The following is a 22,308-nucleotide window of genomic DNA, read 5'->3' on the forward strand; positions in this document are numbered from 1 at the left end:
CGCCGACGACGCCGGGCACTGCCTGCGCAGTCGGGTTGGCGGCTCCGACACCCCCGACGGTGACAGAGGTTGGGGCTCCGACGACGAGAACCGGATCGGTGACGACACTCAGTGGGTTGATCGCCGCTGGTGGCTGGGCCGCTCCATGGTGTGGATCGGCTGAGGGTAGGGTCGCGTCCGCACTTGCGGCGACTTGGCCGAGGCCGAACAGGCCTCCCGCGACCAGCGTGCCGAGCATGGCTCGGCGCACAAGCGTATGCATGATTCTTCTCCTGACAAAGATGGTGGTGGCGCTCACGTGCGCCGGGGATCGTATGCCTGCATGAGGGCAGGCCTGTCCCCTCTTAGTCGGGAGTAGAGCCGGGGTCGAAGCAGGGCGAGGCCGGCAAAGGCGTTGCCCAGGGATGAAGTCGTGGGCCGAAGCGCCAGAGGAGCAGGAGCCCGAAGGCGACGGCAGTGAGTGCGCTCAAACTGCCGGCACCGCTCCAGGGACCAACGTACGAGCTCCCCAGAGAGCCTGGGGCCGGCAGATACGGAAGCGGGGGAGCCGCTGGCCAACCCGGTGCGTCCGGATGCGCAGCAGCAGGGGCGTGTGAGATCAAGACGGCGATTGAGAAGGGCGCCGGTCGCAACAGATCGCCGAGCAGGTCGCCTCGATAGCTGGCACCGGCATTTTGGTCTGCGGACGCGACTGCGTTGCCCAGACCGACCTCAGCGTTGACCGCTACAGCCTGTGGGGCAGGAGCCTCTGGGACAGCAGCCTCTAGGACAGCAGCGGGCGGGGGAGCCGCCTGCGAATCTGCCTCCACGGCGACGTGACCGCTTGTCGCGTCTGCGAGCAGCACAGGGGCAGGAACCTGGATCAGGGGAACAGATGCATCGGAGGCCACGGCGGTAACCTCGCCAGTCACCCCGGCCACGGTCCCGAGGACATTCCCGAGGGCGGCCGTGGATCCGGCCGAAACAGACTCGACCACGGGCGCGAGCGGGGCCAATAAACCTTCCGTGAGGGGCGCGGTGACAGCGGGCAGCGTCTGCACCGCGGTGCTCGCGGCGGATGTTGCCGTCTGGACCAGATGCGCAGCCGTGCCGGTCGGATTGGAGGCGAGTGCCGTCGTCGTGCCTGAAGCGGAACCGACGGTTCCGGGAAGCGCCGAAACCGAGGACGACGGCGCGGGCGCCGCTACGGTGCCGAGGAGATCGCCTGCGGCGGGGGCCGAGGCGGCAGCAGATCCCGCTGAGAGGAGGAGCCAGCCGACGCCTAGACCAGCGGCTGCAGCGGCATGCCGGCCGAAGGAGAGCCATCGCGTCCGCCATGTGGCGTCATCGCGCATGCTTGCCCTCCTCCCCAGTCAGGCGGTCCTGTGGCACAGGCCGTCGGGCCTTATCGTAAGCAAAGGTCCTCAATTGGTCCAGACCGGAGGACGTTTTTAGGACCTGATGTCGTTTGGGTAGGCGATGCCCAGCTGCCGGCGGACCCCATCGAAGAGGCGCATGGTGTCGAGCGTATGCCTCCAGGGCATCGTGGGGCTTTCACCGATGCCCTGCTGGATGCAGCGGACCACCTCGCGCAGCTCGTACACATAGCCTCGGCCGACCACCTCGATCTTCTCGATCTGCGCCGGGTCCCAGCCGCGCCGGACCACAAGCTCCGTGGGGTTGTTGATGCTGCCCACGCTCGTCAGCACGCCTCCTGCCCCGGCCACCGTAGCCGTTCGCGGCCCGTGGGCCAGGAGAGATGAGATGAGGGTGGCCAGCTGGCCGCCGCTGTAGGAAAGCGTGAGTGCGTTCTGCTCGTCCACGCCCGCGTCGTTGAGGCTCCCGACCGCCGTGAGCGAATCCGGGAAGCCTAGGGCTCCCACGGCCCACAGCAGCGGGTACACGGTCAGGTCCAGCAGTGCGCCCCCGCCTGCGGCCACGTCCCAGATGCGGCTGGTGGGATCCTTCGGTGCGGGGAACCCCAGGTCTGCGGAGACCCACTGGATCTCGCCGAGGTCTCCGGACTCGATGATGTCGAAGGCCCGGAGCATGCCCGGGACGAACCGGCTCCACACCGCCTCCATGAGGAACAGCCCTTTCGCAGACGCCAGGTCCACAAGTTCCTGGGCCTCGTGCGCGTTGACCGTGAAGGCCTTTTCCACCAGAACGCCCTTGCCCGCCTCGAGCACGGCCTTCGCCACTTGGTGGTGCTGCCCATGGGGGGCCGCGACGTACACGACATCGATGTCGGGGTCGTCGGCAAGCTGGACGTAGCCCGGAGTGGACCCCTGATCGGCATAGGCGTGGGCGGCCCCGAACTCGCGGGAGAAGCCGAGCGCGCGTTCGCGGGACCGCGAGCTGACGGCGTGCAGGACAGCGTCCGGCAGCAGGGAGAGATCCCGCGCCACGGTCCTCGCGATCGAACCCGTGGCCACGACGCCCCACCGGACCGTGCGGCCGGTCGGCTCGAGCGGATCGTTGTTGGGCTGCAGCGACAGCCACGGCCGCTGGATGTGACGCGTCATGGGCCCCATCCTTCCACGCCACGACGACGCTCGCGGAGCACATATGAGGCCAGCCTCGCCTCGCTGGACTGGGGCTGCCCTGACGGGGAGGATCGCACCATGGGGATGCTCCGACTTGTGCGAACCTATCCGATCGTCATCGCCGGCGCCGTCGTCCTGGCCCTCGCGCTCGTCCTCGCGGTGATCGGCCAGGGGGACGCGGCCCAGCTGGTTGCGAGCGCCTTCGCGGGAGCGATCGCGGCATGGACGTTCATCGGAATGGTCCGGGAGATCTTCCGCGGCCATTGGGGTCTGGACATCCTTGCCGTCACCGCCATCGTCGCGACGCTCCTTGTGGGCGAGTACATCGCCGCCGTGATCATTGTGCTCATGCTTTCCGGCGGCGAGGCCCTCGAGGACTATGCCGCCGGGCGGGCCAAGCGTGAGCTCACCGCACTTCTGGACCGGGCGCCGCGCGCCGCTTCGCCGAAGTCCTTGTCGTCGCTACCCCTTGTCCATTGCTCATCGCAGCCCCCGTGGCGTTCATGGGCGGAATGAGCCGCGCAGCCAAGAGCGGCGTGATCGTCAAGGGCGGCGCGGTCCTCGAGCTGCTCTCACGAGTGAAGACGGCAGCCTTCGACAAGACGGGCACGCTCACCCGCGGCCGGCCCGAGCTCGTCGCCGTCCGTCCCGAGCGGGGGTTCGACGTCGAGGAGCTCCTGACGCTGGCTGCCTCCGCTGAGCAGTACTCGACCCACGCGCTCGCGGGATCAGTGGTCCAGGCGGCCGTCGCTCAGGGTGTAAACCTCCTGCCCGGCTCGGGCGCAGAGGAAGCCGCCACCAACGGGGTGCTCGCGGACATTGATGGCCAGCGCGTGCTCGTGGGCAAGCGTGCCTACGTCGGCGCCGAGACCGGCCGCACCATCCCCGAACCACCGCTGGAGCCGGGCGAGCTGGCCGTTTACGTGGCGGTCGACCGGGCGTTCGCCGGCGTCGTCGTGCTCCGCGACCTTCCCCGCCCCGAGGCGAGGGCGACGCTTGCGCGGCTCGCCGAGCTCGGCGCGCGGCATACGGTCATGCTCACGGGCGACGGCGCGTCGACGGCCCGCAGCATTGCCCGCCAGCTGGGGGTCTCGGACGTGCGTCCAGAGCTCCTGCCCCTGGACAAGGTCGAGATCGTCCGGGCGGCCGAGCCGCGGCCGGTGCTCATGGTCGGGGACGGGGTCAACGACGCCCCGGTGCTCGCGGCCGCCGACGTCGGCATCGCCATGGGCGCCCGGGGCTCGACGGCTGCCAGCGAGTCCGCGGACGCTGTGGTGCTGGTCGACGACATCGCGAGGGCCGCGACCGCAGTCGAGATCTCGCAGCACACTGTGCGGGTGGCACTGCAGTCGATCTGGCTCGGGATTGCGCTCAGCGTAGGACTCATGGTGGTGGCCCTCACCGGCGTCCTGCCCGCCGTTGCCGGAGCCCTCCTCCAGGAACTCGTGGACCTCGCGACCATTCTGAACGCCTTGCGGGCCATCGGAGGCGGTCGCCCGAGGGTGGGGCACCCGGTGCAGCCCGCAGCGGAGCCCGCGCGGCTTCCCTGACTCCTCTCAGCGCGACGGCGGCTGCCCCCCGAGAAGGGGACGGCCGCCGTCATGGGCCGGAATCCCGGTTCTCAGGGGGCCACAGTTGCCATGAAGACGTCCTCGTCAGGTCCGGCAGCGCCGCTGTTGCGCGTGTCGGACCAGACGGCGTGTACGAGGTCCGATCCCGGCGCTGTGGAGGCCGCGATGCTGGAGTAGTCGCCGAGGAAGCCAGCCTGGCTGCGATTGGCCTGCGGGCTCGGGTACTCCTGCCCATCGCTGAGCGGGCGGTACACGCCGAACGCGCTGGCGCCCGCGGGGCGCGAACGGAGCCCGTAGCCGAACGTGCCGCCTCCGACCGCCGAGCCCGCGTAGGGGTTGGCGTTGTAGAAGCTAACAGCAGTCGTGCCGGTGCGCGTGATGGCTACGGACGGCTGGAACAGGGCCGCTCCGGGGACGCCCCCGAACACCGTTCCCTTGCCTTGCGCATCGCTCCACGTCCGGCCTCCGTCGTGGCTGTCGGACACGACCACGTTGTACGCTTCGCTCCCCTTGCGGCTGTCCTGCCAGACGGTCACGAGGTGGTTCGAGTTCGTGGGGTCGACGGCGATCGCCGGGAAGTCATTGGTCCGGACATTGAGGGACTTGACGCACTCCTCCGGGCCGCGCCCGAAGTCGCACAAGCTTATGTTGCTCTCATCGTCCACGCCGACCTTGACGACCGGGCCCATGGTGCCATCGGTGTTGATGCGGCGTCCGAGCTGCTGGTTGACGGCGGTGGGGGTGTTGCCGTTGCTCCACGTGACGAACACGCTTCCGTCGATCGGATCCACCACCGGCATGCTGCCTTGGTCGAAGTTGCACGCGTCCGCGGGAGCCTTCTTGTCGAAGGTGTTGCCGCCGGTGCACAGCGGTGACGTCCCCGAGACGTTGGCGATCGGGGACCACTTCTGGGTCGCACCGTCCCACTTGGAGTAGAAGATCTCGGAGCTGCAGAAGGCGCCGGGGTTGTTGCCCGTGGAGCACTTCTGGTCGGCAGTGAACACTGTGAACGTCACGTACACGCTCTTCTGGCCGGGTCGCGGGTCACCGGCCATGAACTGCTTGTCATAGAACGTGTGTCCGTCGTTCGTCTCGGCGACGACGAACTTCGATGGGCCTGCACCCACATTCGCGTAGGCCGAACCCTTGAGGCCCACGGTGGAGGGCACAGCGAGGAGGCCGCTGGCGTTGCTGTTGACATCGAAGACTACGCAGGAGTACCAGGCGACACCCGCTCCGTTGAAGGTCACATTGGGATCGCTTGCGGCGTCGTAGGTGTGGCCCGTGCCGGGATTGAGATGCTGGAAGAACGGCGGGAGCCCGTCACCGAACGTGGTGCCTTGGTCCAGCGAGTAGTCGAAGCCGCAGTGGTTGAAGCCGACGCGGCTGTCGTTCTGGCCGGCGATGACATTGCGGGGGTCCAACGGGTTGACGGCGACCTGCTCCTCGGCCTGTCGGCGCGCAGTGCAGTCCTGGTTCACCCGTGGATTCGTGGCTGAGCCCCGATTCGCGCAGCCGAGGGCAGACGCGGTGCCGTCAGGCGGGAGGTCCGAGGAGGACGCCTTGTCCGCCCCGAGCGCGCGCTCCTCGTCGAAGGTCACCTCCGTTCCTCCCGAGACGTGGGGGAGAGCCTTGCCGTTGTCCAAATGGCCATGCGCCTTGGCATCGAGGTTCGGGTTGACTGCCTGGGCGCTGGCAATGAAGCCACCTCCCAGCGACAGGGTCCCGACCAGTGCTGCAATGGCGAGGGCGAGGCGAGCCTTCATATCCGGTCCAATCGCTAGGAGTGATGGAGATCACGGCAGCGACAGTCTCCGCCGAGGCCAAGGGGCTGTAAACACGTCGATCAACGAATCGGTCGGATAATTTCGCGACAGGGGGCCGCCCACTAGTCTTGGCGCATGAGCCCAGTCATCGACTTCGGGGACAGCACCCCGGACATCCATCCCAGCGCGTTCGTGGCGCCCACGGCGTCGATTATCGGCGACGCGCATCTTGCCGAGCGGTCGAGCGCGTTCTACGGCGTCTCTGTCCGTGCGGACACCGCGACCATCAGCGTCGGCGCCGGCAGCAACCTCCAGGACAATGTGGTCCTGCACGCGGACGCCGGCTTCCCCTGCACGCTGGGCGCCGGGGTCTCGGTGGGGCACAACGCGGTCGTGCACGGCTGCACCGTGGGGGACAACGTCCTCGTCGGCATGAGCGCCACCATCATGAACGGCGCGGTGATCGGTTCCGAGTCGCTCGTGGCCGCCGGCGCCGTGGTGCTCGAGGGCACCGAGGTGCCTCCCCGGTCCCTAGTGGCAGGCGTGCCCGCGAAGGTCCGGCGGGAGTTGACGGAGGAGGAGGTCAAGGGCCTCTACCGCAACGCCTCGCACTACGTGGAGCTGGCGCGGGCGCATCGGCAGGCCAACGGCCACTAAGGGCGCTCAGCGGCTGAACGCGGCGCGATCCTAGGCGAAGACGACCGTCCGGTGCCCGTCGAGAAGGACACGGTGCTCGGCGTGCCATTGGACGGCCCGGCACAGGGTGCGCCCCTCGACGTCGCGGCCCAGTCGCACGAGCTGGTCGGCGGTCTTGGAGTGGTCCACCCGGATGACCTCCTGCTCGATGATCGGCCCCTCGTCGAGCGTGGCGGTCACATAGTGCGCGGTCGCGCCGATGATCTTCACGCCGCGCGCGTGCGCCTGGTGGTACGGCTTGGCCCCTTTGAACGAGGGCAGGAACGAGTGATGGATGTTGATCGCCCGTCCCTCGAGGGCCCGGCACAGGTCATCGGAGAGCACCTGCATGTACCGCGCGAGGACCACGAGCTCCACCTGGTGCTGACCGACGAGCTCGAGGAGCCGCGCCTCCGCGTCCGCCTTCGTGGCCGCGGTGACGGGCAGGTGCACGAACGGCACGCCGTAGAACTCGGCCATCGGCGCGAGGTCGATGTGGTTGGAGACGACCACCGGCACGTCGATGGGCAGGGTCCCGGTCCGCTGCTGGAACAGGAGGTCGTTGAGCGTGCGCCCGTCCTTGGAGCACATGATGAGCGTCCGCACGGGCCGCCCGCCGTCGAACAGCCCCAGCTTCATGGAGAACGCGTCGGCGACCGGCGCGAGCGCGGCTTCGAGTTCCGCTCGCGGCGACTGGGTCTCGACCTCGACTCGCATGAAGAACGTTCCCGTATCGGGGCTCTCGTACTGGCGCGACTCGGCGATGTTGCAGCCTGCCGCTAGGAGCGCGCCCGAGACGGCGTACACGATTCCGGGCCGGTCGGGGCAGGAGAGGGTGACGATGAAGGTGTTGCGTTGCACGCGCCCTAGCGTACCGAGCCGTCCGCGGCACTAGCGCACGACGGCGCCTGCCTCCTCGCGTTCAACAGTTCGCCGCAGCAGGCGCGTCGCCGCGATCGCGGCGGCACGTCCAGCCCGCGTGGCCCCGACCGTGGACGCCGAAGCCCCGTACCCCACGAGGAAGAGGCGGGGCTCGCGCACCACGCTCACGCCGTCGGTGCCCATGAGCACTCCGCCGCCGGCCTCGCGCACGTGCAGCGGTGCGAGATGCCCGAGGGAGGCCCGGAAGCCGGTGGCCCACAGGATGGCATCAAGCTCTAGCTCGGTGCCGTCGGCCAGCACCGCCCCCGTCGGCGTGATCCGCGCGAGCGGCCCGCGCGAGAGAAGCACTCCTGAACGGATGCCGGCGTGGTACTGCTCGGTCAGCGGCAGGCCGGTCGCGGCGGAGACGGAGAGCGGCGGGAGCCCCGCGCGGGTGCGCTCGTTGACGCGGCGCTCCACATCCACGCCCCAGTCCGCATCGAACGCCGCGTCGGTCCATTGCGGCGGCCGCCGAGTGGACCAGAACGTCTGGGCGCCGGCGGCATCGAGCTGGAGCAGGAACTGGAGAGCGCTGGTCCCGCCGCCGACCACGAGCACGCGCTGTCGGCGGAACTCCTCTGCGGCCACAAAGTCGTGCGTGTGGAGCTGCCTGCCTCGGAACGTCTCTCGGCCGGGGTAGTGCGGCCAGTAGGGGCTGTCCCAGGTCCCGGTGGCCGAGATGACCTTCTGGGCCAGCCACGAGCGGCCGTCCGCCGCGCGCACGAGGAGGCGGTCGCCGTCGTCCGCCGGCTCCACCGCAGCGACGCGCACTGGCCGGATCACCGGGAGCGCGAAATCCCGCTCGTACTCGCCGTAGTAGCGGCGCACGACGGCGGAGGCCGGCTCGCGCGGGTCCGGCACCTCGAGCGGGAGTGCGGGCAGCGGATGCAGGTTGTGCGCGGCATCGAACGTCAGGGAGTCCCAGCGGTGGCGCCATGCGCCCCCCGGCCCGTCGTTGCCGTCGAGGACCACGAAGTCTTCCCAAGGTTCGAGGCCCCTACGCCCGAGCCAATACGCAGCGCTGAGCCCGGCCTGGCCCGCGCCGATGACCACGGTTTGGAGGGTCTCCATCTCGTCTCCTCTTGAGTGACACGTCAACTAATAGATGGAACCTTCCGGCGCTTCCCGGCATTCCCGGCCAGCGCGGTAAACTGGGCGGCGTCGTGACTGGCGTTGGGTGGATCACCACCGGGGAGCGGCACCAATGGGACACCGCGGATCGTACGCCTGGGCCGGGGGTCGAGAAGCCGCGCCTTCACGCTCCGCCACGCAGTACCAGGCGGAGCGCTGGGCCGGTAGCCTGACCAGTAGCCTCCCGCCACCTGAATCCAGGAGATCCCGTGACCCCCACCACTCCTACCGTGTCCGCAGTCAGCAACCTGCCGCTGAGTGAGGTCGACCCCGAGATCGCAGCTGTCCTCGAGCAGGAGCTCGGCCGCCAGCGCGACACCCTCGAGATGATTGCCTCCGAGAACTTCGCACCGCGCGCAGTCATGGAGGCGCAGGGCTCCGTGCTGACCAACAAGTACGCGGAAGGGTACCCCGGCAAGCGGTACTACGGGGGCTGCGAATACGTCGACGTTGCCGAGAATCTTGCGATCAGCCGCGTCAAGTCCCTCTTCGGCGCCGAATTCGCGAATGTCCAGCCGCACTCCGGCGCCCAGGCCAATGCCGCGGCGCTCTCGGCGATGATCAACCCGGGCGACAAGATCCTGGGCCTCTCGCTCGCGCACGGCGGGCACCTCACGCACGGTATGAAGCTCAACTTCTCGGGCAAGCTCTACCAGGTGGCCGCCTATCAGGTCGAAGAGGACACGTTCCGCGTTGACATGGACAAGCTGCGCGAGCAGGCACTGGCCGAGCGTCCGCAGGTGATCATCGCGGGATGGTCGGCCTACCCCCGCCAGCTCGATTTCGCCGCGTTCCGTTCGATCGCCGACGAGGTTGGCGCGTACCTCTGGACTGACATGGCCCACTTCGCCGGCCTCGTGGCCGCCGGCCTGCACCCGTCTCCCGTCCCGCACTCCCATGTCGTGACCTCTACGGTGCACAAGACGCTCGCGGGCCCCCGCTCCGGCGTGATCCTTGCCAAGGAGGAACTCGGCAAGAAGATCAACTCGAACGTCTTCCCGGGCCAGCAGGGCGGACCGCTCATGCACGTCATCGCGGCCAAGGCCGTGGCGTTCAGGATTGCTGCGTCGGACGAGTTCAAGGAGCGCCAGGAGCGCACGCTCGAGGGCGCCAGGATTATCGCGGACAGGCTCAGCCAGAAGGACGTCGCAGATGCCGGCGTGTCCGTCCTCACCGGCGGAACCGACGTGCACCTCGTGCTCGTGGATCTGCGCAACTCCGCCCTCGACGGACAGCAGGCCGAGGACCTCCTCCACGAGGTCGGCATCACGGTGAACCGCAATGCCGTCCCGTTCGATCCCCGCCCGCCGATGGTCACCTCGGGCCTGCGCATCGGCACCCCTGCGCTTGCCACCCGCGGGTTCGGCGCGGCCGAGTTCACCGAGGTCGCCGATATCATCGCGACCGCGCTCAAGGTCGGGGCAGGCTCCGGGCCTTCCAGCGTGGAGTCCCTCCGCGGGCGCGTGGACACGCTCGCACAGGAATTCCCCCTCTACCCCGGACACGAGGAGTGGTGAGGCGCCGATGACGACCCAGCCAACAAGCAACGCCGTCGTCCTTGACGGCAAGAAGGCGTCCGCCGAGATCAAGGCCGAGCTCGCCGAGCGCATCGCTGCCCTCGAGGCCCGCGGCGTGACCCCCGGCATCGCGACGGTCCTTGTGGGGGCCGACCCCGCCTCGCAGCTGTACGTGGGCATGAAGCACAAGCAGTCCAAGGCGATCGGGATGAACTCGATCCAAAAGGAGCTGCCCGCGGACGCCACGCAGGCGCAGGTTGAGGCCCTCATCGACGAGCTCAATGCGGACCCGACGTGCCACGGGTACATCGTGCAGCTGCCGCTGCCCAAGCACATCGACACCGACGCGATCCTCGAGCGCATCGACCCGGCGAAGGACGCGGACGGGCTCCACCCGACCAACCTCGGAAGGCTCGTGCTCAATGTCAATGGCAAGATCGAGACGCCGCTGCCGTGCACGCCACGCGGGGTCATCGAGCTCCTGCTGCGCAACGACTACGACCTCAAGGGCAAGCATGTGGTCGTGGTGGGCCGCGGAGTGACCATTGGCCGGCCGATGCCGCTCCTGCTCACCCGGCGCGAGATCAACGCGACCGTCACGATCGTCCACACGGGCACCCCGGACATGGCCCAGTATCTGCGCCAGGCGGACGTGATCGTCTCCGGTGCGGGCGTCAAGCACATCGTCAAGCCCGAGGACGTCAAGCCCGGCGCGGCCGTGCTGGACGTGGGCGTGACCCGCGAGGACGATCCCGAAACCGGCAAGTCGAAGGTGTACGGCGACGTCCACCCCGATGTTGCCAACGTGGCCGGGTACATGTCCCCGAACCCCGGAGGTGTCGGCCCGATGACCGTGGCACTGCTCATGACCAACGTGGTCGAGGCCGCTGAGCGGGCTGCGGGCCTCGCCTGACGCGCACGCTCACCCCACCACAGCAACGGGCGACGGCGGCACTCACCTTGAGTGCCGCCGTCGCCCGTTGCCGTTGTCCCCAAACGCCGTGTGGCCACGTCCGCAGACTGCGGACGTGGCCACACAAGGTGCCGGGCAGTGGCTGGGCCTGAGGTGTCAGGCCTTGGCCGGGGCCTTCTCCGCCGAGCGGTTCGGGGCGAACATCGTCGAGCCGCTGGCCTGCTCGGCCTCGTGGTCCGGACCGAGCGGGATGCCGCGGCGATCGCGGAGCATGAGGACCGCGGCGATGGAGACGAGGACCGTGATCAGCAGGTAGACGGAGATCGACACGGTGGATCCGGTTGACTGCAGGAGCGCCTGGGCGATGGTCGGGGCGAATGCGCCGCCGAGAATCGCGCCGATCGCGTACGAGATCGAGACGCCGGAGAAGCGCACGGAGGCGGGGAAGATCTCGGAGTACCACGCAGCCTGCGGGCCATACGTCAGGCCCAGGCCAATCGAGAAGAGGATCAGGCCCGTGTAGAGCGCTCCCACGGTCCCCTGGTTCACGAAGAAGAACACGACGAAGGCCATGACTGCCTGGATCGCGAACCCGATGAGGTAGGTGTTGCGCCGGCCGATCGTGTCTGCGAGGTAGCCCGCGGCGAGCGTCGAGAAGAACCAGACGGCCGCCGCGACGGTGACCGCGAGGAGCACTGCGGTGGCGTCCATCTTGAGCTTGCCGGTTGCGTAGCCCTGGAGGAAGCCGCCGGTGGTCATGTAGCCGGCAGCGTTGTTGCCCACGAACACGAGCGCGGCGAGGATCACGAGGTGCCAGTGCTTGCGGAACAGCGCGACGATCGGGACCTTGGTCTGCTGGCCGCGCTCGGCGATCTCGGTGAACACTGGGCTCTCCTCGACGGAGCGGCGCACCATGTACCCGACCGCGATGAGCACCACACTGAGCAGGAACGGCACGCGCCAGCCCCAGTCGATGAACGCCTGGCCGGGGGAGACCAGGCCGGTCATGATCGCCATCACGCCCGAGGCGAGGAGCATGCCGAGCGGCACGCCGAGCTGTGGGAAGGCGCCGGCACGGCCACGTCGATCCGCCGGGGCGTGCTCCACGGCCATGAGCACCGCCCCGCCCCACTCGCCGCCGGCGGAGATGCCCTGGAGGATGCGGAGCAGGAGCAGGAGGATCGGTGCGGCGATGCGGATCTGGGCGAACGTGGGCAGGACGCCGATCAACGTCGTCGCCGCACCCATGAGGATGAGCGTGATCACGAGCATCGCGCGGCGGCCGATGACATCGCCGAAGTGCCCCGCGAGGAACGCGCCGAGCGGGCGGAAGAGGAACGAGATGCCGACCGTGGCGAAGGAGAGCAGCAGGCCGATCTCCTCGCCGGCTGGCTTGAAGAAGAGCTGGGCGAAGACGAGCCCGGCGCCTGTGGCGTAGATGAAGAAGTCGTACCACTCGATCGTGGTGCCGATGATCGTCGCGAGCGCGACGCGTCGCTGGTTTGCCGCGGAAGATGCGGCGGGGGCGGCGGGAGTAGCCATGCGGGATGTCCTTGCTCATCGGCATCGTCACCGATGCCTCACGGTGCGGCGCGGCCGCGGGGAACGGGGTGCCAGCGGCCCGAGACGGGGAGCAGGCGGTGGGTGATGGTCCACCTATCGTGGCCCCCGTCACTTCCAAATGTAAACTTCAGATATCCGCAGATATACTTTGATTCGACTTAAGTTCGATTGCTCCGGACTCTTTTCCTTGGAGGAAGCATTCATGGCAGAGGTGACTCTCCGGCAGCTTGAGCTGTTCGCCGCGCTGCCGGACTTCGAAACGCTCAGCGCGGCCGCGGTTCACCTGCACATCTCTGAATCCGCCCTCTCACAGGCCATCACGGGCCTCGAGCGGACGGTGGGGGAGCAGCTGTGCGTGCGCCGGAAGGCCCGCGGCCTGGCCTTGACCCCAGCCGGGCAGCACTTCGCCCATCAGGCCCGCCGGATCCTTGCTGACACGCGCGAGCTCGTCCTCGATGCGCAGCGCGGCGGCGACCTGCGGGGACCAGTCAAGCTCGGCTGCTTCGCGAGCTTTGCCACCAGCGTGGTCCCCGAACTCCTCGACGGCTTCCCGCGCCGCTACCCCGGGGTTGACCTCGAGATCACCGTGGGGACGAACGACGACCTGCTGCCGGCGCTGGAATCAGGCAAGCTCGACGTGGCGATCATGTATGACATGTACCTGCCCGTCGGGTACCGACAGCGCAGGATCTATGCCACGGAACTCGAGGCGCACCTCCACCCCGACCATCCGCTCGCGGCACAGGCCACGGTGGACCTTGCCGACCTCGCGGACGAGCCGCTCATCCACTACGAGGCCAGCCCGAGTACCGTCAACACCGTGCAGGCGTTCGCCGCCCGAGGGCTCACCCCAAGGATCGTGGCGAGGGTCCCGCAGATCATCCTCGTCCAGGCGCTCGTGGGCCGCGGCGTGGGATACGGCCTGCTCATGTCCCGTCCGAACGTCCTTCCGATGAGCATCGAGGGCCGTCCGCTCGCGGTCCGCACCCTCGACCCACCCACGACTCGCACGCACGTCGTGGGGATTTGGCCCGAGGACATGGCCCTCACGCCGCGCGCCGCCGCTCTCCTCGACTATGCGGTCGAGAAGCTCGGCTGCTACGGCCAGCCGGAGACGCACGACGCCGCGGGGCCGGCGCTCGCGGCCAGTCCGCATCACGCCGGCTCCGCCACCGCGCGGGAGTAGGCCTACAAGTCGAAGGCCGGGTCGGCGGCGTCGTCCGGCGAAACGGCAACCTAGCGCTGGTGCCGCACACCCTGTTGTGAAAGATTCGTTGCCCATGTCGGAGCGCCGTACTAGGGTGCAATTTGTGTCACAGTTCGCTTCAGCACCTGCCGGGGGGAGGGCCGTGAACGACGCATCCCGGAGAACCGTGATCTCCGCCCAGGACCTGGTCAAGACCTACGGCGAGTTCAACGCCGTCGACGGCATCACGTTCGAGGTGCCCGCGGGGGAGTCCTTCGGCCTGCTCGGGCCGAATGGTGCTGGCAAGTCCACGACGATGCGCATGATCGGCGGCGTCACCCGGCGCACGTCCGGACGGCTCGAGATCATGGGCCTCGATCCCGAGGAGCAGGGCCCCGAGGTCAGGGCGCACCTCGGCGTCGTGCCCCAGCAGGACAACCTCGACGAGGAACTGCGGGTCCGAGACAACCTCATCGTCTACGGGCGCTACTTCGGCCTGCCGCTGAGCTACTTGCGCCAGCGCGCCGATGAGCTGCTTTCCTTCGCCCAGCTCGAGGACAAGGCCAATGCCAAGGTCGATTCGCTCTCGGGCGGCATGAAGCGCCGCCTCACGATCGCCCGCTCGCTCGTCAACGAGCCCAAGATCCTGCTCCTCGACGAGCCCACCACTGGCCTTGACCCGCAGGCGCGCCACGTCCTGTGGGACCGCCTCTTCCGGCTCAAGGAGGAGGGGGTCACGCTCGTCCTTACCACGCACTACATGGATGAGGCGGAGCAACTCTGCGATCGGCTCATGGTGGTCGACAAGGGCCGGATCATGGCCGAGGGGTCGCCGGCGGCCCTCATCCGCGAGCACTCGAGCCGGGAAGTGGTCGAGGTGCGCTTCGGCGCCGAGCACAATGCGGCCGCCCTCGCTGCACTCGACGGCGCAGGGGAGCGGCTCGAGCTGCTTCCCGACCGCGTGCTCATCTACACGCACGACGGCGAGTGGTCCCTCGAGCAGGTCAGCGCTCGTGGCCTGCACCCCATCACCTCTCTCGTGCGCCGGTCCTCTCTCGAGGACGTCTTCCTTCGTCTGACGGGACGGTCCCTCATTGACTGAGCCCCGCTCCGGCGGTTCCCCGACCGCTGCGCGCCGTGAGACCGGCCTCCTGCGCGCCCATTCGCCGGAGGTCTCCGCCGCGAAGGCCCGCCGTTGGGGCTCGTTCTACTTCGCCGAGCACATGCTGCGCAGCATGCGCGCCTACCTCGTCGCGATCGTCGTCACGAGCGTCGGCAACCCCTTCCTGTACCTCTTCTCGATGGGGGTGGGCCTCGCCTCGATCGTGGACCGGAGCCCCGGCGGGACGAGCGCGGCGTTCGACGGCGTGGGGTACCTCGCGTTCGCGGCCCCGGCGCTGCTGGTCTCGAGCGCCGTCATGACGAGCGCGAACGAGATGATGTTCCCTGTGATGGCCGGTTTCAAGTGGCGCCGCACCTACTACGGCCCGCACGTCACGCCGCTCGTCCCGGGCCAGCTTGCCGCCGGGCACACCATGGCCGTCGGGGTGCGGCTCCTCGTCCAGAGCCTCGTGTTCTTCCTCATCATGCTTCTCTTCGGCGCCGCCCCCGGGCCGTGGGCGTGGCTCCTCGTGCCGATCGGCGTGCTCGCCGGCATGGCCTTCGGGGCACCGGTCATGGCGTACTCGGCCCACATCGAGCAGGAGAACTTCCAGTTCTCGATGATCCAGCGCTTCATCGTGATGCCGCTGTTCCTGTTCTCGGGCACGTTCTACCCTCTGGGCACGATGCCGGTCGGCATGCAGTGGATCGGCTGGATCTCGCCCCTGTGGCACGGGAACCAGCTTGGCCGAATCGTCTCCTACGGGCTCCAGGAGCCGGCGTGGCTCGTGGTCGTGCACGTTCTCTACCTTGTCGCTCTGGGTGCGTTCGGGGTCTGGTGGGCGCAGCGGAACTACGTGAGGAGGATGGGCAAGTGAGCATGCTGACCGACGAGGACTACGCTCTTTCGCCCAGCAGGCGGCCACTCGGCGCGCTCTACGCAGGAAACGCCGCGGCCGTGATCGAACGAGGGTTCCGCGTCATCAAGAGCCAGAACTGGATCATCCTCGTCTCCGGCTTCTTCGAGCCGGTCTTCTACCTGCTCTCGATGGGGGTGGGTCTCGGTAGCCTTGTCGGGGCGGTCCAAGGCCCGGGGGGGACGCAGGTCTCCTACGCGGCATACATCGCCCCCGCGCTGCTGGCCGTGTCCGCCATGAATGGCGCGATCTACGACTCTACCTGGAACGTGTTCTTCAAGATGCACTTCGGCAGGATCTACCAAGGGATGCTCTACACCTCTCTGGGGCCCCTCGACATCGCCATGGGCGAGATCTTCATGGCACTCTTCCGGGGGTTCCTCTATGCGCTCGGATTCACGGGGGTAATGGGCGTCATGGGGCTCATCACCACACCGTGGGCCCTCCTGCTCGTGCCGGCGTCAGTGATGGTCGCATTCGGATTCGCCTCGTTCGGCATGGCCGTGACCAGCTACATGAAGACGTTCCAGCAGATGGACATGATCACGTTCTTCATGCTGCCGATGTTCCTGTTCTCCGCAACGTTCTATCCGCTGTCCGTGTACCCCGTGCCGGTGCAGTGGGTCGTCCAGGCGTTCCCGCTCTGGCATGGGGTGGAGCTCATGCGCCAGATCAGCATCGGGGTCTTCACCTCGGCCACGTGGCTGCACCTGGTGTATTACGCGGTCATGATCCTCGTGGGCGTCGCCTTCACCACCGGCCGACTCCGGGCCCTCTTCCTGCGCTGACTGCGCCTCCGCGGGAGGCGCCCGGGCGTCTGGGAGAATGGAAGGCATGCAGAGTCTCGGCCACCAGAACACGTCCCAACGCCCCGACGCCCCCGGGGCCCGCCGCGGAGGTGGGATCAGAGTGGGCGCACTCGGCCTCTCGGTCCTGGTTCTCGCGTTCCTCGTGGCGGTCATCTTCGCTGCCAACCAGAATGAGGTCATCGGCTGGATCGTCGCGATCATCTCGTTCGGGTGGCTCGTCTTCGCGCTGTTCGTCTTCACCACGGTGCGCAAGGCCGGCCGCAGGGCCCAGGAGAAATTCGAACGCGCGGCCGAGCAGCTCGGCGTGCGCGCGCCGTCGGTGGCCGGCACCTCTGTGGGTGAGGCCCGCACGGTCGACGATGCCCGCGATCTCAAGCTCGACCACTCCTTCAAGATCATTCAGGTGCAGGAGCGCGTGGTCCGCGACAACCTCGGCAAGGACAACGACCAGGTTGCGCGGGCCCTCGAGACCATCCAGATCACCGCCTCCAACGCACGGGACATGCTCCGACCCGACGACTCCGGCCCCGTCACAGGGACGGTCGTCGACGAAGGGTAGAGTGGCTAGGTGACTTTCCCCGTGACGGCCCCGAAGGGTGGGGCACTGCGCATCGCCACTGTCAACGTCAACGGCCTCCGAGCAGCGTGGCGCAAGGGCATGCAGGAGTGGCTCGAGCCGCGCGAGGTCGACATCCTCTGCATGCAGGAGGTACGCGCGCCGGATCCGGTAGTGCGCGGGTACTTCGACGGCTGGAACGTGCTCCATGCCGAGGCGGATGCGAAGGGCCGTGCGGGAGTGGCCATCGCTTCCCAGGAGCCCCCCACCCAGACGCGGGTGGGCATTGGGGACGACTACTTCGCGACGGCGGGCCGCTGGGTCGAGGCGGACTATACGCTCGACGGCGGGCGGCAGCTCACGGTGGTCAGCGCCTACGTTCACTCGGGGGAGGCCGGGACGCCGAAGCAGGTGGACAAGTACCGCTTCCTGGACGTCATGCTGAAGCGGCTGCCCGAGCTCGCTGAGTTCTCCGACTACGCGCTTGTGGTCGGCGACCTCAATGTCGGCCACACCCCGCTGGACATCCGCAATTGGAAGGCCAACCAGAAGCGCGCCGGCTTCCTCCCCGAGGAGCGTGCCTACTTCGACAGGTTCTTCGGCGATGAGATCGGCTGGAGGGACGTCCACCGGGGCCTCGCCGGCGAAGTGGACGGCCCCTACACGTGGTGGTCCCAGCGCGGAAAGGCCTTCGACAACGACGCGGGCTGGCGCATCGACTACCACATGGCGACCCCTCCTCTGGCCACAGCGGCGCGGAACGCCGTCGTGGACCGTGCCGCGGCATGGGACACCCGATGGTCCGACCACGCCCCGCTCGTCATCGACTACCAGCTCTAGACCTTCCGGAAGCAACTTACTCATGACCTTCACTCCTCAGGCCCGCCAGCGGCTCCTCTCCGGCATGCAGCCCTCGGGCGATTCGCTCCACCTCGGCAACTACCTTGGCGCGCTCGTCAACTGGGTCGCCCAGCAGGACGAGTACGACTGCTTCTATTTCATCCCGGACCTTCACGCCATCACCGTCCCGCAGGATCCGGCGGAGCTCCGCCACCGCACCCGTCTCACTGCAGCCCAGTACATCGCGGGTGGGATCGACGTGGAGAAGTCCACCCTGTTCGTCCAGTCCCACATCCCCGAGCACGCGCAGCTCGCGTGGGTCCTCATGTGCCTCACGGGCTTCGGCGAGGCCGCCCGCATGACCCAGTTCAAGGACAAGTCGGCACGCCAGGGCCATGATGCCGCGAGTGCCGGTCTCTTCACCTACCCCATGCTCATGGCGGCGGACATCCTCCTGTACAAGCCGTACGGCGTCCCTGTGGGCGAGGACCAGCGCCAGCATCTTGAGCTGGCCCGCGACCTCGCACATCGGTTCAACACACGCTTCGGCGAGACCTTCACAGTCCCGGAGCCGCTCATCCCACGCACGTCGGCCAAGATCTACGACCTGCAGAACCCGACGGCGAAGATGTCCAAGTCCGCCGAGTCGCCGAATGGTCTCATCAACATCCTCGATGACCCGAAGGTGACGGCCAAGCGCATCAAGTCCGCCGTGACGGACACCGGGACGGAGGTCAGGTTCGACCAGGAGAACAAGCCTGGCGTCTCGAACCTGTTGAGCATCCTCGCGACCGTGACCGGGCGCAGCGTCCCCGACCTCGAGGCGGACTACGAGGGGAAGATGTACGGGCACCTCAAAGTGGACGTGGCAGAGGCGGTGGTGGATACGCTCGCCCCCATCAAGGCGCGCACGGAGGATCTCCTGACAGACCCCGCAGAGCTCGACCGCCTGCTCGCCGTCGGCGCGGCGAAGGCACGCGAGATCGCGGTGCCAACGCTCGCCGAGGTGTACGAGCGGGTCGGCTTCCTGCCCGCCCTGGCCCCGGCGGCAACCCTCGCCTGAGGCCATGCCCCAGCTTGAGGACGGTTCGCTGGGAGGGCCGCTCGCGCAGCCAGTCAGGCCGCTCGTCGGCGTGATCCTGGGCCTTCCTGAGCCGGTCGCCGAGGAGCTCCGCGCCTGGCGCGCCTCGTTCGGCGACAAGATGGCGGAAGCGATTCCCGCTCACATCACGCTCGTCACCACCACCGAGACGGACAATTGGGACGCGGCCGAGACGCACGTCCGTGCTGTCGCGTCCCGCACGGAACCGTTCCGGATCAGCCTGCGGGGCACGGGCTCGTTCCGTCCTGTGTCACCGGTCGTGTATGTGAATGTCGCAGAGGGCTTTGAGGAGTGCGTCCGCTTGCACCGCCGGCTCCAGTGTGGGCCGCTCGCACGCGTGCTGCCCTTCCCCTTCCATCCCCACGTCACGGTTGCGCACGATCTGCCCTCCGAGAAGCTGGACGCGGCACAGGGGGCGCTCAAGTCCTATAGGGCGTCCTTCACGGTGACCAGCATGGGCCTGTACGAGCATGATGTGGACGGGTCCTGGCAGCTGAAGGAAGAGCTTGGTTTCGGTGCCGGATCAAACTCGAGGTGATCCACCGCCACTAATGGTGGCCAAGGCACGCCAAACGCGCCGAGGGGCGCCGCTCACGAGCGGCGCCCCTCGGACGTAGGGGAGGGGAGGCGTCAGACCTTGCGGGTCAGGATAGCCTGCTTGACCTCGGCGATCGCCTTGGTCACCTGGATGCCGCGGGGGCACGCCTCCGTGCAGTTGAAGACGGTGCGGCAGCGCCACACGCCTTCCTTGTCGTTGAGGATCTCGAGGCGCATGTCCCCAGCGTCATCGCGCGAGTCGAAGATGAAGCGGTGCGCGTTGACGATCGCCGCCGGGCCGAAGTACTGCCCGTCCGTCCAGAAGACCGGGCACGACGAGGTGCACGCGGCACACAGGATGCACTTCGTGGTGTCGTCGAACCGCTCGCGGTCCTCGGGAGACTGGATGCGCTCCTTCGTGGGCACATGGCCCTTCGAGATGAGGAACGGCATGATCTCGCGGTAGGACTGGAAGAACGGCTCCATGTCCACGATGAGGTCCTTCTCGACCGGTAGGGCCTTGATGGGCTCCACCGTGATCGGCTTGGACGTGTCGAGGTCCTTCAGGAGGGTCTTGCACGCGAGCCGGTTGCGGCCGTTAATGCGCATGGCATCCGAGCCGCACACGCCGTGTGCGCACGAGCGTCGGAACGACAGCGAGCCGTCGATCTCCCACTTGACCTTGTGCAGGGCGTCGAGCACGCGGTCCGTGCCGTACATCGTGAGCTTGAACTCGTCCCAGTGATGCTCGTCCGACACCTCGGGATCGTACCGGCGCACCCGGAGCGTGACGTCGAACGTGGGGATCTCGCCCCCGCCGCCCACGCTCGCGGGCAGCTCGACCTTCGAAGCGGGCTCTACAGTTGACATCAGTACTTACGCTCCATCGGCTCGTAACGGGTGAAGATCACGGGCTTCGTGCCGAAGCGGATGCCCGTGATGCCCTCGGTCTCGGCGGCGGCGTCCTTGTACAGCATCGTGTGCTTCATCCAGTTGGCGTCGTCGCGGTCGGGGAAGTCCTCGCGGTAGTGGCCGCCGCGGGACTCCTTGCGATGCAGGGCGGCAACCGTCATGACCTCGGCGAGGTCCAGGAGGAAGCCGAGCTCAACGGCCTCGAGGAGGTCGAGGTTGAAGCGCTTGCCCTTGTCCTGGATGCCGATGTTCTGGTAGCGCAGCCGGAGGGCCGAGATGTCGGCGAGGGCCTTGTCGATCGAGTCCTTGGTGCGGAACACCTGCATGTTCGCGTCCATGGTCTCCTGCAGGTCGGCGCGGATCGAGGCAATCCGCTCTGTGCCGGAGGCTGTGCGGACGGCGTCGAGCAGTGCGACCGTGGCCGCGGCCGGGCTTTCCGGGAGCTCCACGAAGTCGGCGGTCTTGGCGTACTCCGCGGCGTTGATGCCGGAGCGCTTGCCGAACACGTTGATGTCCAGCAGTGAGTTGGTGCCGAGGCGGTTGGAGCCGTGCACCGACACGCACGCGACCTCGCCCGCGGCGTACAGGCCGGGGATGACCATGTCGTTGTCCTGGAGGACCTCGCCCTTGATGTTCGTGGGCACCCCGCCCATGACGTAGTGGCAGGTCGGGAACACCGGGACGGGCTCGGTGTAGGGCTCCACGCCGAGGTACGTGCGTGCGAACTCGGTGATGTCCGGGAGCTTGGCGTCAATGTGCGCCGGCTCGAGGTGAGTGAGGTCGAGGAGCACGTAGTCCTTGTTCGGGCCGCACCCGCGGCCCTCGCGGACTTCGTTGGCCATCGAGCGGGCCACGATGTCGCGCGGTGCGAGGTCCTTGATGGTCGGCGCGTAGCGCTCCATGAAGCGCTCGCCTTCGGAGTTGCGCAGGATCGCGCCCTCACCACGGGCTGCCTCGGAGAGGAGGATGCCAAGGCCGGCCAGGCCGGTCGGGTGGAACTGGATGAACTCCATGTCCTCGAGCGGGATGCCGCGGCGGAATGCGATGCCCATGCCGTCACCGGTGAGGGTGTGGGCGTTCGAGGTCGTCTTGAAGACCTTCCCCGCGCCGCCCGTGGCGAACACGACGGACTTGGCCTGGAACACGTGCAGCTCGCCGGAGGCCAGATCGTAGCTCACGACGCCGGCCACGCGCTTCTGCTTGTAGACGGAGCCGTCCTCGCGGGTTGCGTCCTCCTCGACGACCAGGAGGTCGAGCACGTAGTACTCGTTGTAGAACTCGACGTTGTGCTTCACGCAGTTCTGGTACAGGGTCTGGAGGATCATGTGGCCGGTGCGGTCGGCGGCATAGCACGCACGGCGTACCGGGGCCTTGCCGTGGTCCCGTGTGTGGCCGCCGAAGCGCCGCTGGTCAATCCGCCCCTCAGGGGTGCGGTTGAAGGGAAGGCCCATCTTCTCAAGGTCCAGGACCGCGTCGATGGCTTCCTTGGCCATGACCTCCGCTGCATCCTGGTCAACGAGGTAGTCGCCGCCCTTGACGGTGTCGAAGGTGTGCCACTCCCAGTTGTCCTCTTCGACGTTGGCCAGGGCCGCGCACATTCCGCCCTGTGCAGCGCCCGTGTGCGAACGGGTGGGATACAGCTTGGTCAGCACGGCGGTCCGGGCACGCTGGCCGGACTCGATCGCTGCGCGCATGCCAGCGCCACCGGCGCCGACGATCACCACATCGTATTTGTGGACCTGCATGCTTTGATGCTCTTTTCTCTT

Annotated in this window: 22 protein-coding genes and 1 riboswitch; of the genes, 13 read left to right on the forward strand and 9 right to left on the reverse strand. The window is 67.9% G+C overall.

What is annotated here, in order from left to right:
• The 3 genes from LF262_RS15185 to LF262_RS15195 all read right to left on the reverse strand — a co-directional run.
• A partial coding sequence (locus tag LF262_RS15185; protein WP_372462787.1) for a hypothetical protein occupies positions 1-262 on the reverse strand: 262 nt, incomplete at its 3' end.
• A gap of 82 nt (positions 263-344) precedes the next feature.
• Positions 345-1,334: a hypothetical protein gene (locus tag LF262_RS15190; protein ID WP_235781248.1), complete on the reverse strand. Its 990-nt coding sequence runs from the start codon at positions 1,332-1,334 to the stop codon at positions 345-347.
• Between the two features lie 96 nt (positions 1,335-1,430).
• Positions 1,431-2,504, reverse strand: a complete 1,074-nt coding sequence (locus LF262_RS15195; protein ID WP_235781249.1) for a Gfo/Idh/MocA family protein — start codon at positions 2,502-2,504, stop codon at positions 1,431-1,433.
• Between the two features lie 99 nt (positions 2,505-2,603).
• Between LF262_RS15195 and LF262_RS17165 the strand changes: the two genes are divergently transcribed.
• Together LF262_RS17165 and LF262_RS15200 are read left to right on the forward strand one after the other, a co-directional pair.
• Complete coding sequence (locus tag LF262_RS17165) at positions 2,604-3,041, forward strand: hypothetical protein (protein ID WP_308190547.1); 438 nt, start codon at positions 2,604-2,606, stop codon at positions 3,039-3,041.
• Complete coding sequence (locus LF262_RS15200; protein ID WP_308190548.1) at positions 3,002-4,075, forward strand: HAD-IC family P-type ATPase; 1,074 nt, start codon at positions 3,002-3,004, stop codon at positions 4,073-4,075. Before LF262_RS17165 ends, LF262_RS15200 begins: the two co-directional genes overlap by 40 nt.
• Before the next feature lie 71 nt (positions 4,076-4,146).
• Here LF262_RS15200 and LF262_RS15205 read toward each other — a convergent pair whose 3' ends face one another.
• Positions 4,147-5,862, reverse strand: a complete 1,716-nt coding sequence (locus tag LF262_RS15205; RefSeq protein ID WP_235781250.1) for a hypothetical protein — start codon at positions 5,860-5,862, stop codon at positions 4,147-4,149.
• Positions 5,863-5,997: 135 nt separating this feature from the next.
• Between LF262_RS15205 and LF262_RS15210 the strand changes: the two genes are divergently transcribed.
• On the forward strand, positions 5,998-6,519 hold the full coding sequence (locus tag LF262_RS15210; RefSeq protein ID WP_235781251.1) for a gamma carbonic anhydrase family protein: 522 nt from the start codon (positions 5,998-6,000) through the stop codon (positions 6,517-6,519).
• A gap of 30 nt (positions 6,520-6,549) precedes the next feature.
• Here the strand turns inward: LF262_RS15210 and purU are convergent, their stop codons facing one another.
• Both purU and LF262_RS15220 read right to left on the reverse strand, forming a co-directional pair.
• The gene (gene purU / locus LF262_RS15215) at positions 6,550-7,398 is read right to left on the reverse strand and encodes a formyltetrahydrofolate deformylase (protein WP_235781252.1); all 849 of its coding nucleotides are present in this window, start codon (positions 7,396-7,398) and stop codon (positions 6,550-6,552) included.
• 30 nt (positions 7,399-7,428) lie between these two features.
• Positions 7,429-8,529, reverse strand: a complete 1,101-nt coding sequence (locus tag LF262_RS15220; RefSeq protein WP_235781253.1) for an NAD(P)-binding domain-containing protein — start codon at positions 8,527-8,529, stop codon at positions 7,429-7,431.
• Between the two features lie 82 nt (positions 8,530-8,611).
• A riboswitch (ZMP/ZTP riboswitch) is annotated at positions 8,612-8,698 on the forward strand.
• Between the two features lie 100 nt (positions 8,699-8,798).
• Here LF262_RS15220 and glyA point away from each other — a divergent pair.
• The gene (gene glyA / locus LF262_RS15225) at positions 8,799-10,106 is read left to right on the forward strand and encodes a serine hydroxymethyltransferase (RefSeq protein ID WP_235781254.1); all 1,308 of its coding nucleotides are present in this window, start codon (positions 8,799-8,801) and stop codon (positions 10,104-10,106) included.
• A 7-nt stretch (positions 10,107-10,113) separates the two neighbouring features.
• Positions 10,114-11,019 carry a bifunctional methylenetetrahydrofolate dehydrogenase/methenyltetrahydrofolate cyclohydrolase gene (locus LF262_RS15230; RefSeq protein WP_235781255.1) on the forward strand — a complete coding sequence of 302 codons (906 nt, stop codon included), beginning with the start codon at positions 10,114-10,116 and terminating at the stop codon, positions 11,017-11,019.
• Positions 11,020-11,175: 156 nt separating this feature from the next.
• Here LF262_RS15230 and LF262_RS15235 read toward each other — a convergent pair whose 3' ends face one another.
• Entirely contained in the window at positions 11,176-12,561 is a 1,386-nt protein-coding gene (locus LF262_RS15235) for an MFS transporter (protein WP_235781256.1), read from the reverse strand.
• Positions 12,562-12,784: 223 nt separating this feature from the next.
• Between LF262_RS15235 and LF262_RS15240 the strand changes: the two genes are divergently transcribed.
• From LF262_RS15240 to LF262_RS15275, 8 genes are all read left to right on the forward strand, one after another.
• Positions 12,785-13,768 carry a LysR substrate-binding domain-containing protein gene (locus LF262_RS15240; protein WP_235781257.1) on the forward strand — a complete coding sequence of 328 codons (984 nt, stop codon included), beginning with the start codon at positions 12,785-12,787 and terminating at the stop codon, positions 13,766-13,768.
• Between the two features lie 163 nt (positions 13,769-13,931).
• Complete coding sequence (locus LF262_RS15245) at positions 13,932-14,870, forward strand: ABC transporter ATP-binding protein (protein WP_235781258.1); 939 nt, start codon at positions 13,932-13,934, stop codon at positions 14,868-14,870.
• The gene (locus LF262_RS15250; protein WP_235781259.1) at positions 14,863-15,747 is read left to right on the forward strand and encodes an ABC transporter permease; all 885 of its coding nucleotides are present in this window, start codon (positions 14,863-14,865) and stop codon (positions 15,745-15,747) included. Before LF262_RS15245 ends, LF262_RS15250 begins: the two co-directional genes overlap by 8 nt.
• Entirely contained in the window at positions 15,744-16,574 is an 831-nt protein-coding gene (locus tag LF262_RS15255; RefSeq protein WP_372462788.1) for an ABC transporter permease, read from the forward strand. The genes LF262_RS15250 and LF262_RS15255 overlap by 4 nt, the downstream gene beginning before the upstream one ends.
• A gap of 46 nt (positions 16,575-16,620) precedes the next feature.
• Complete coding sequence (locus LF262_RS15260) at positions 16,621-17,154, forward strand: hypothetical protein (protein ID WP_235781260.1); 534 nt, start codon at positions 16,621-16,623, stop codon at positions 17,152-17,154.
• Between the two features lie 9 nt (positions 17,155-17,163).
• Positions 17,164-17,991 (forward strand): exodeoxyribonuclease III, encoded by an 828-nt coding sequence (locus LF262_RS15265; protein WP_235781261.1) that lies wholly within the window; start codon positions 17,164-17,166, stop codon positions 17,989-17,991.
• A 22-nt stretch (positions 17,992-18,013) separates the two neighbouring features.
• A complete protein-coding gene (gene trpS, locus LF262_RS15270; RefSeq protein ID WP_235781262.1) occupies positions 18,014-19,054 on the forward strand; it encodes a tryptophan--tRNA ligase in 1,041 nt (346 codons plus the stop codon).
• Between the two features lie 4 nt (positions 19,055-19,058).
• Positions 19,059-19,631 (forward strand): 2'-5' RNA ligase family protein, encoded by a 573-nt coding sequence (locus LF262_RS15275; protein ID WP_235781263.1) that lies wholly within the window; start codon positions 19,059-19,061, stop codon positions 19,629-19,631.
• 92 nt (positions 19,632-19,723) lie between these two features.
• On the opposite strand, the gene LF262_RS15280 is transcribed toward LF262_RS15275, so the two are convergent.
• The gene (locus LF262_RS15280; RefSeq protein ID WP_235781264.1) at positions 19,724-20,500 is read right to left on the reverse strand and encodes a succinate dehydrogenase iron-sulfur subunit; all 777 of its coding nucleotides are present in this window, start codon (positions 20,498-20,500) and stop codon (positions 19,724-19,726) included.
• Positions 20,500-22,287, reverse strand: a complete 1,788-nt coding sequence (gene sdhA, locus LF262_RS15285) for a succinate dehydrogenase flavoprotein subunit (RefSeq protein WP_235781265.1) — start codon at positions 22,285-22,287, stop codon at positions 20,500-20,502. Before sdhA ends, LF262_RS15280 begins: the two co-directional genes overlap by 1 nt.
• Positions 22,288-22,308: the final 21 nt, after the last annotated feature.

The sequence above is a fragment of the Sinomonas notoginsengisoli genome (genome assembly GCF_021554725.1).
Lineage (GTDB): Bacteria > Actinomycetota > Actinomycetes > Actinomycetales > Micrococcaceae > Sinomonas > Sinomonas notoginsengisoli.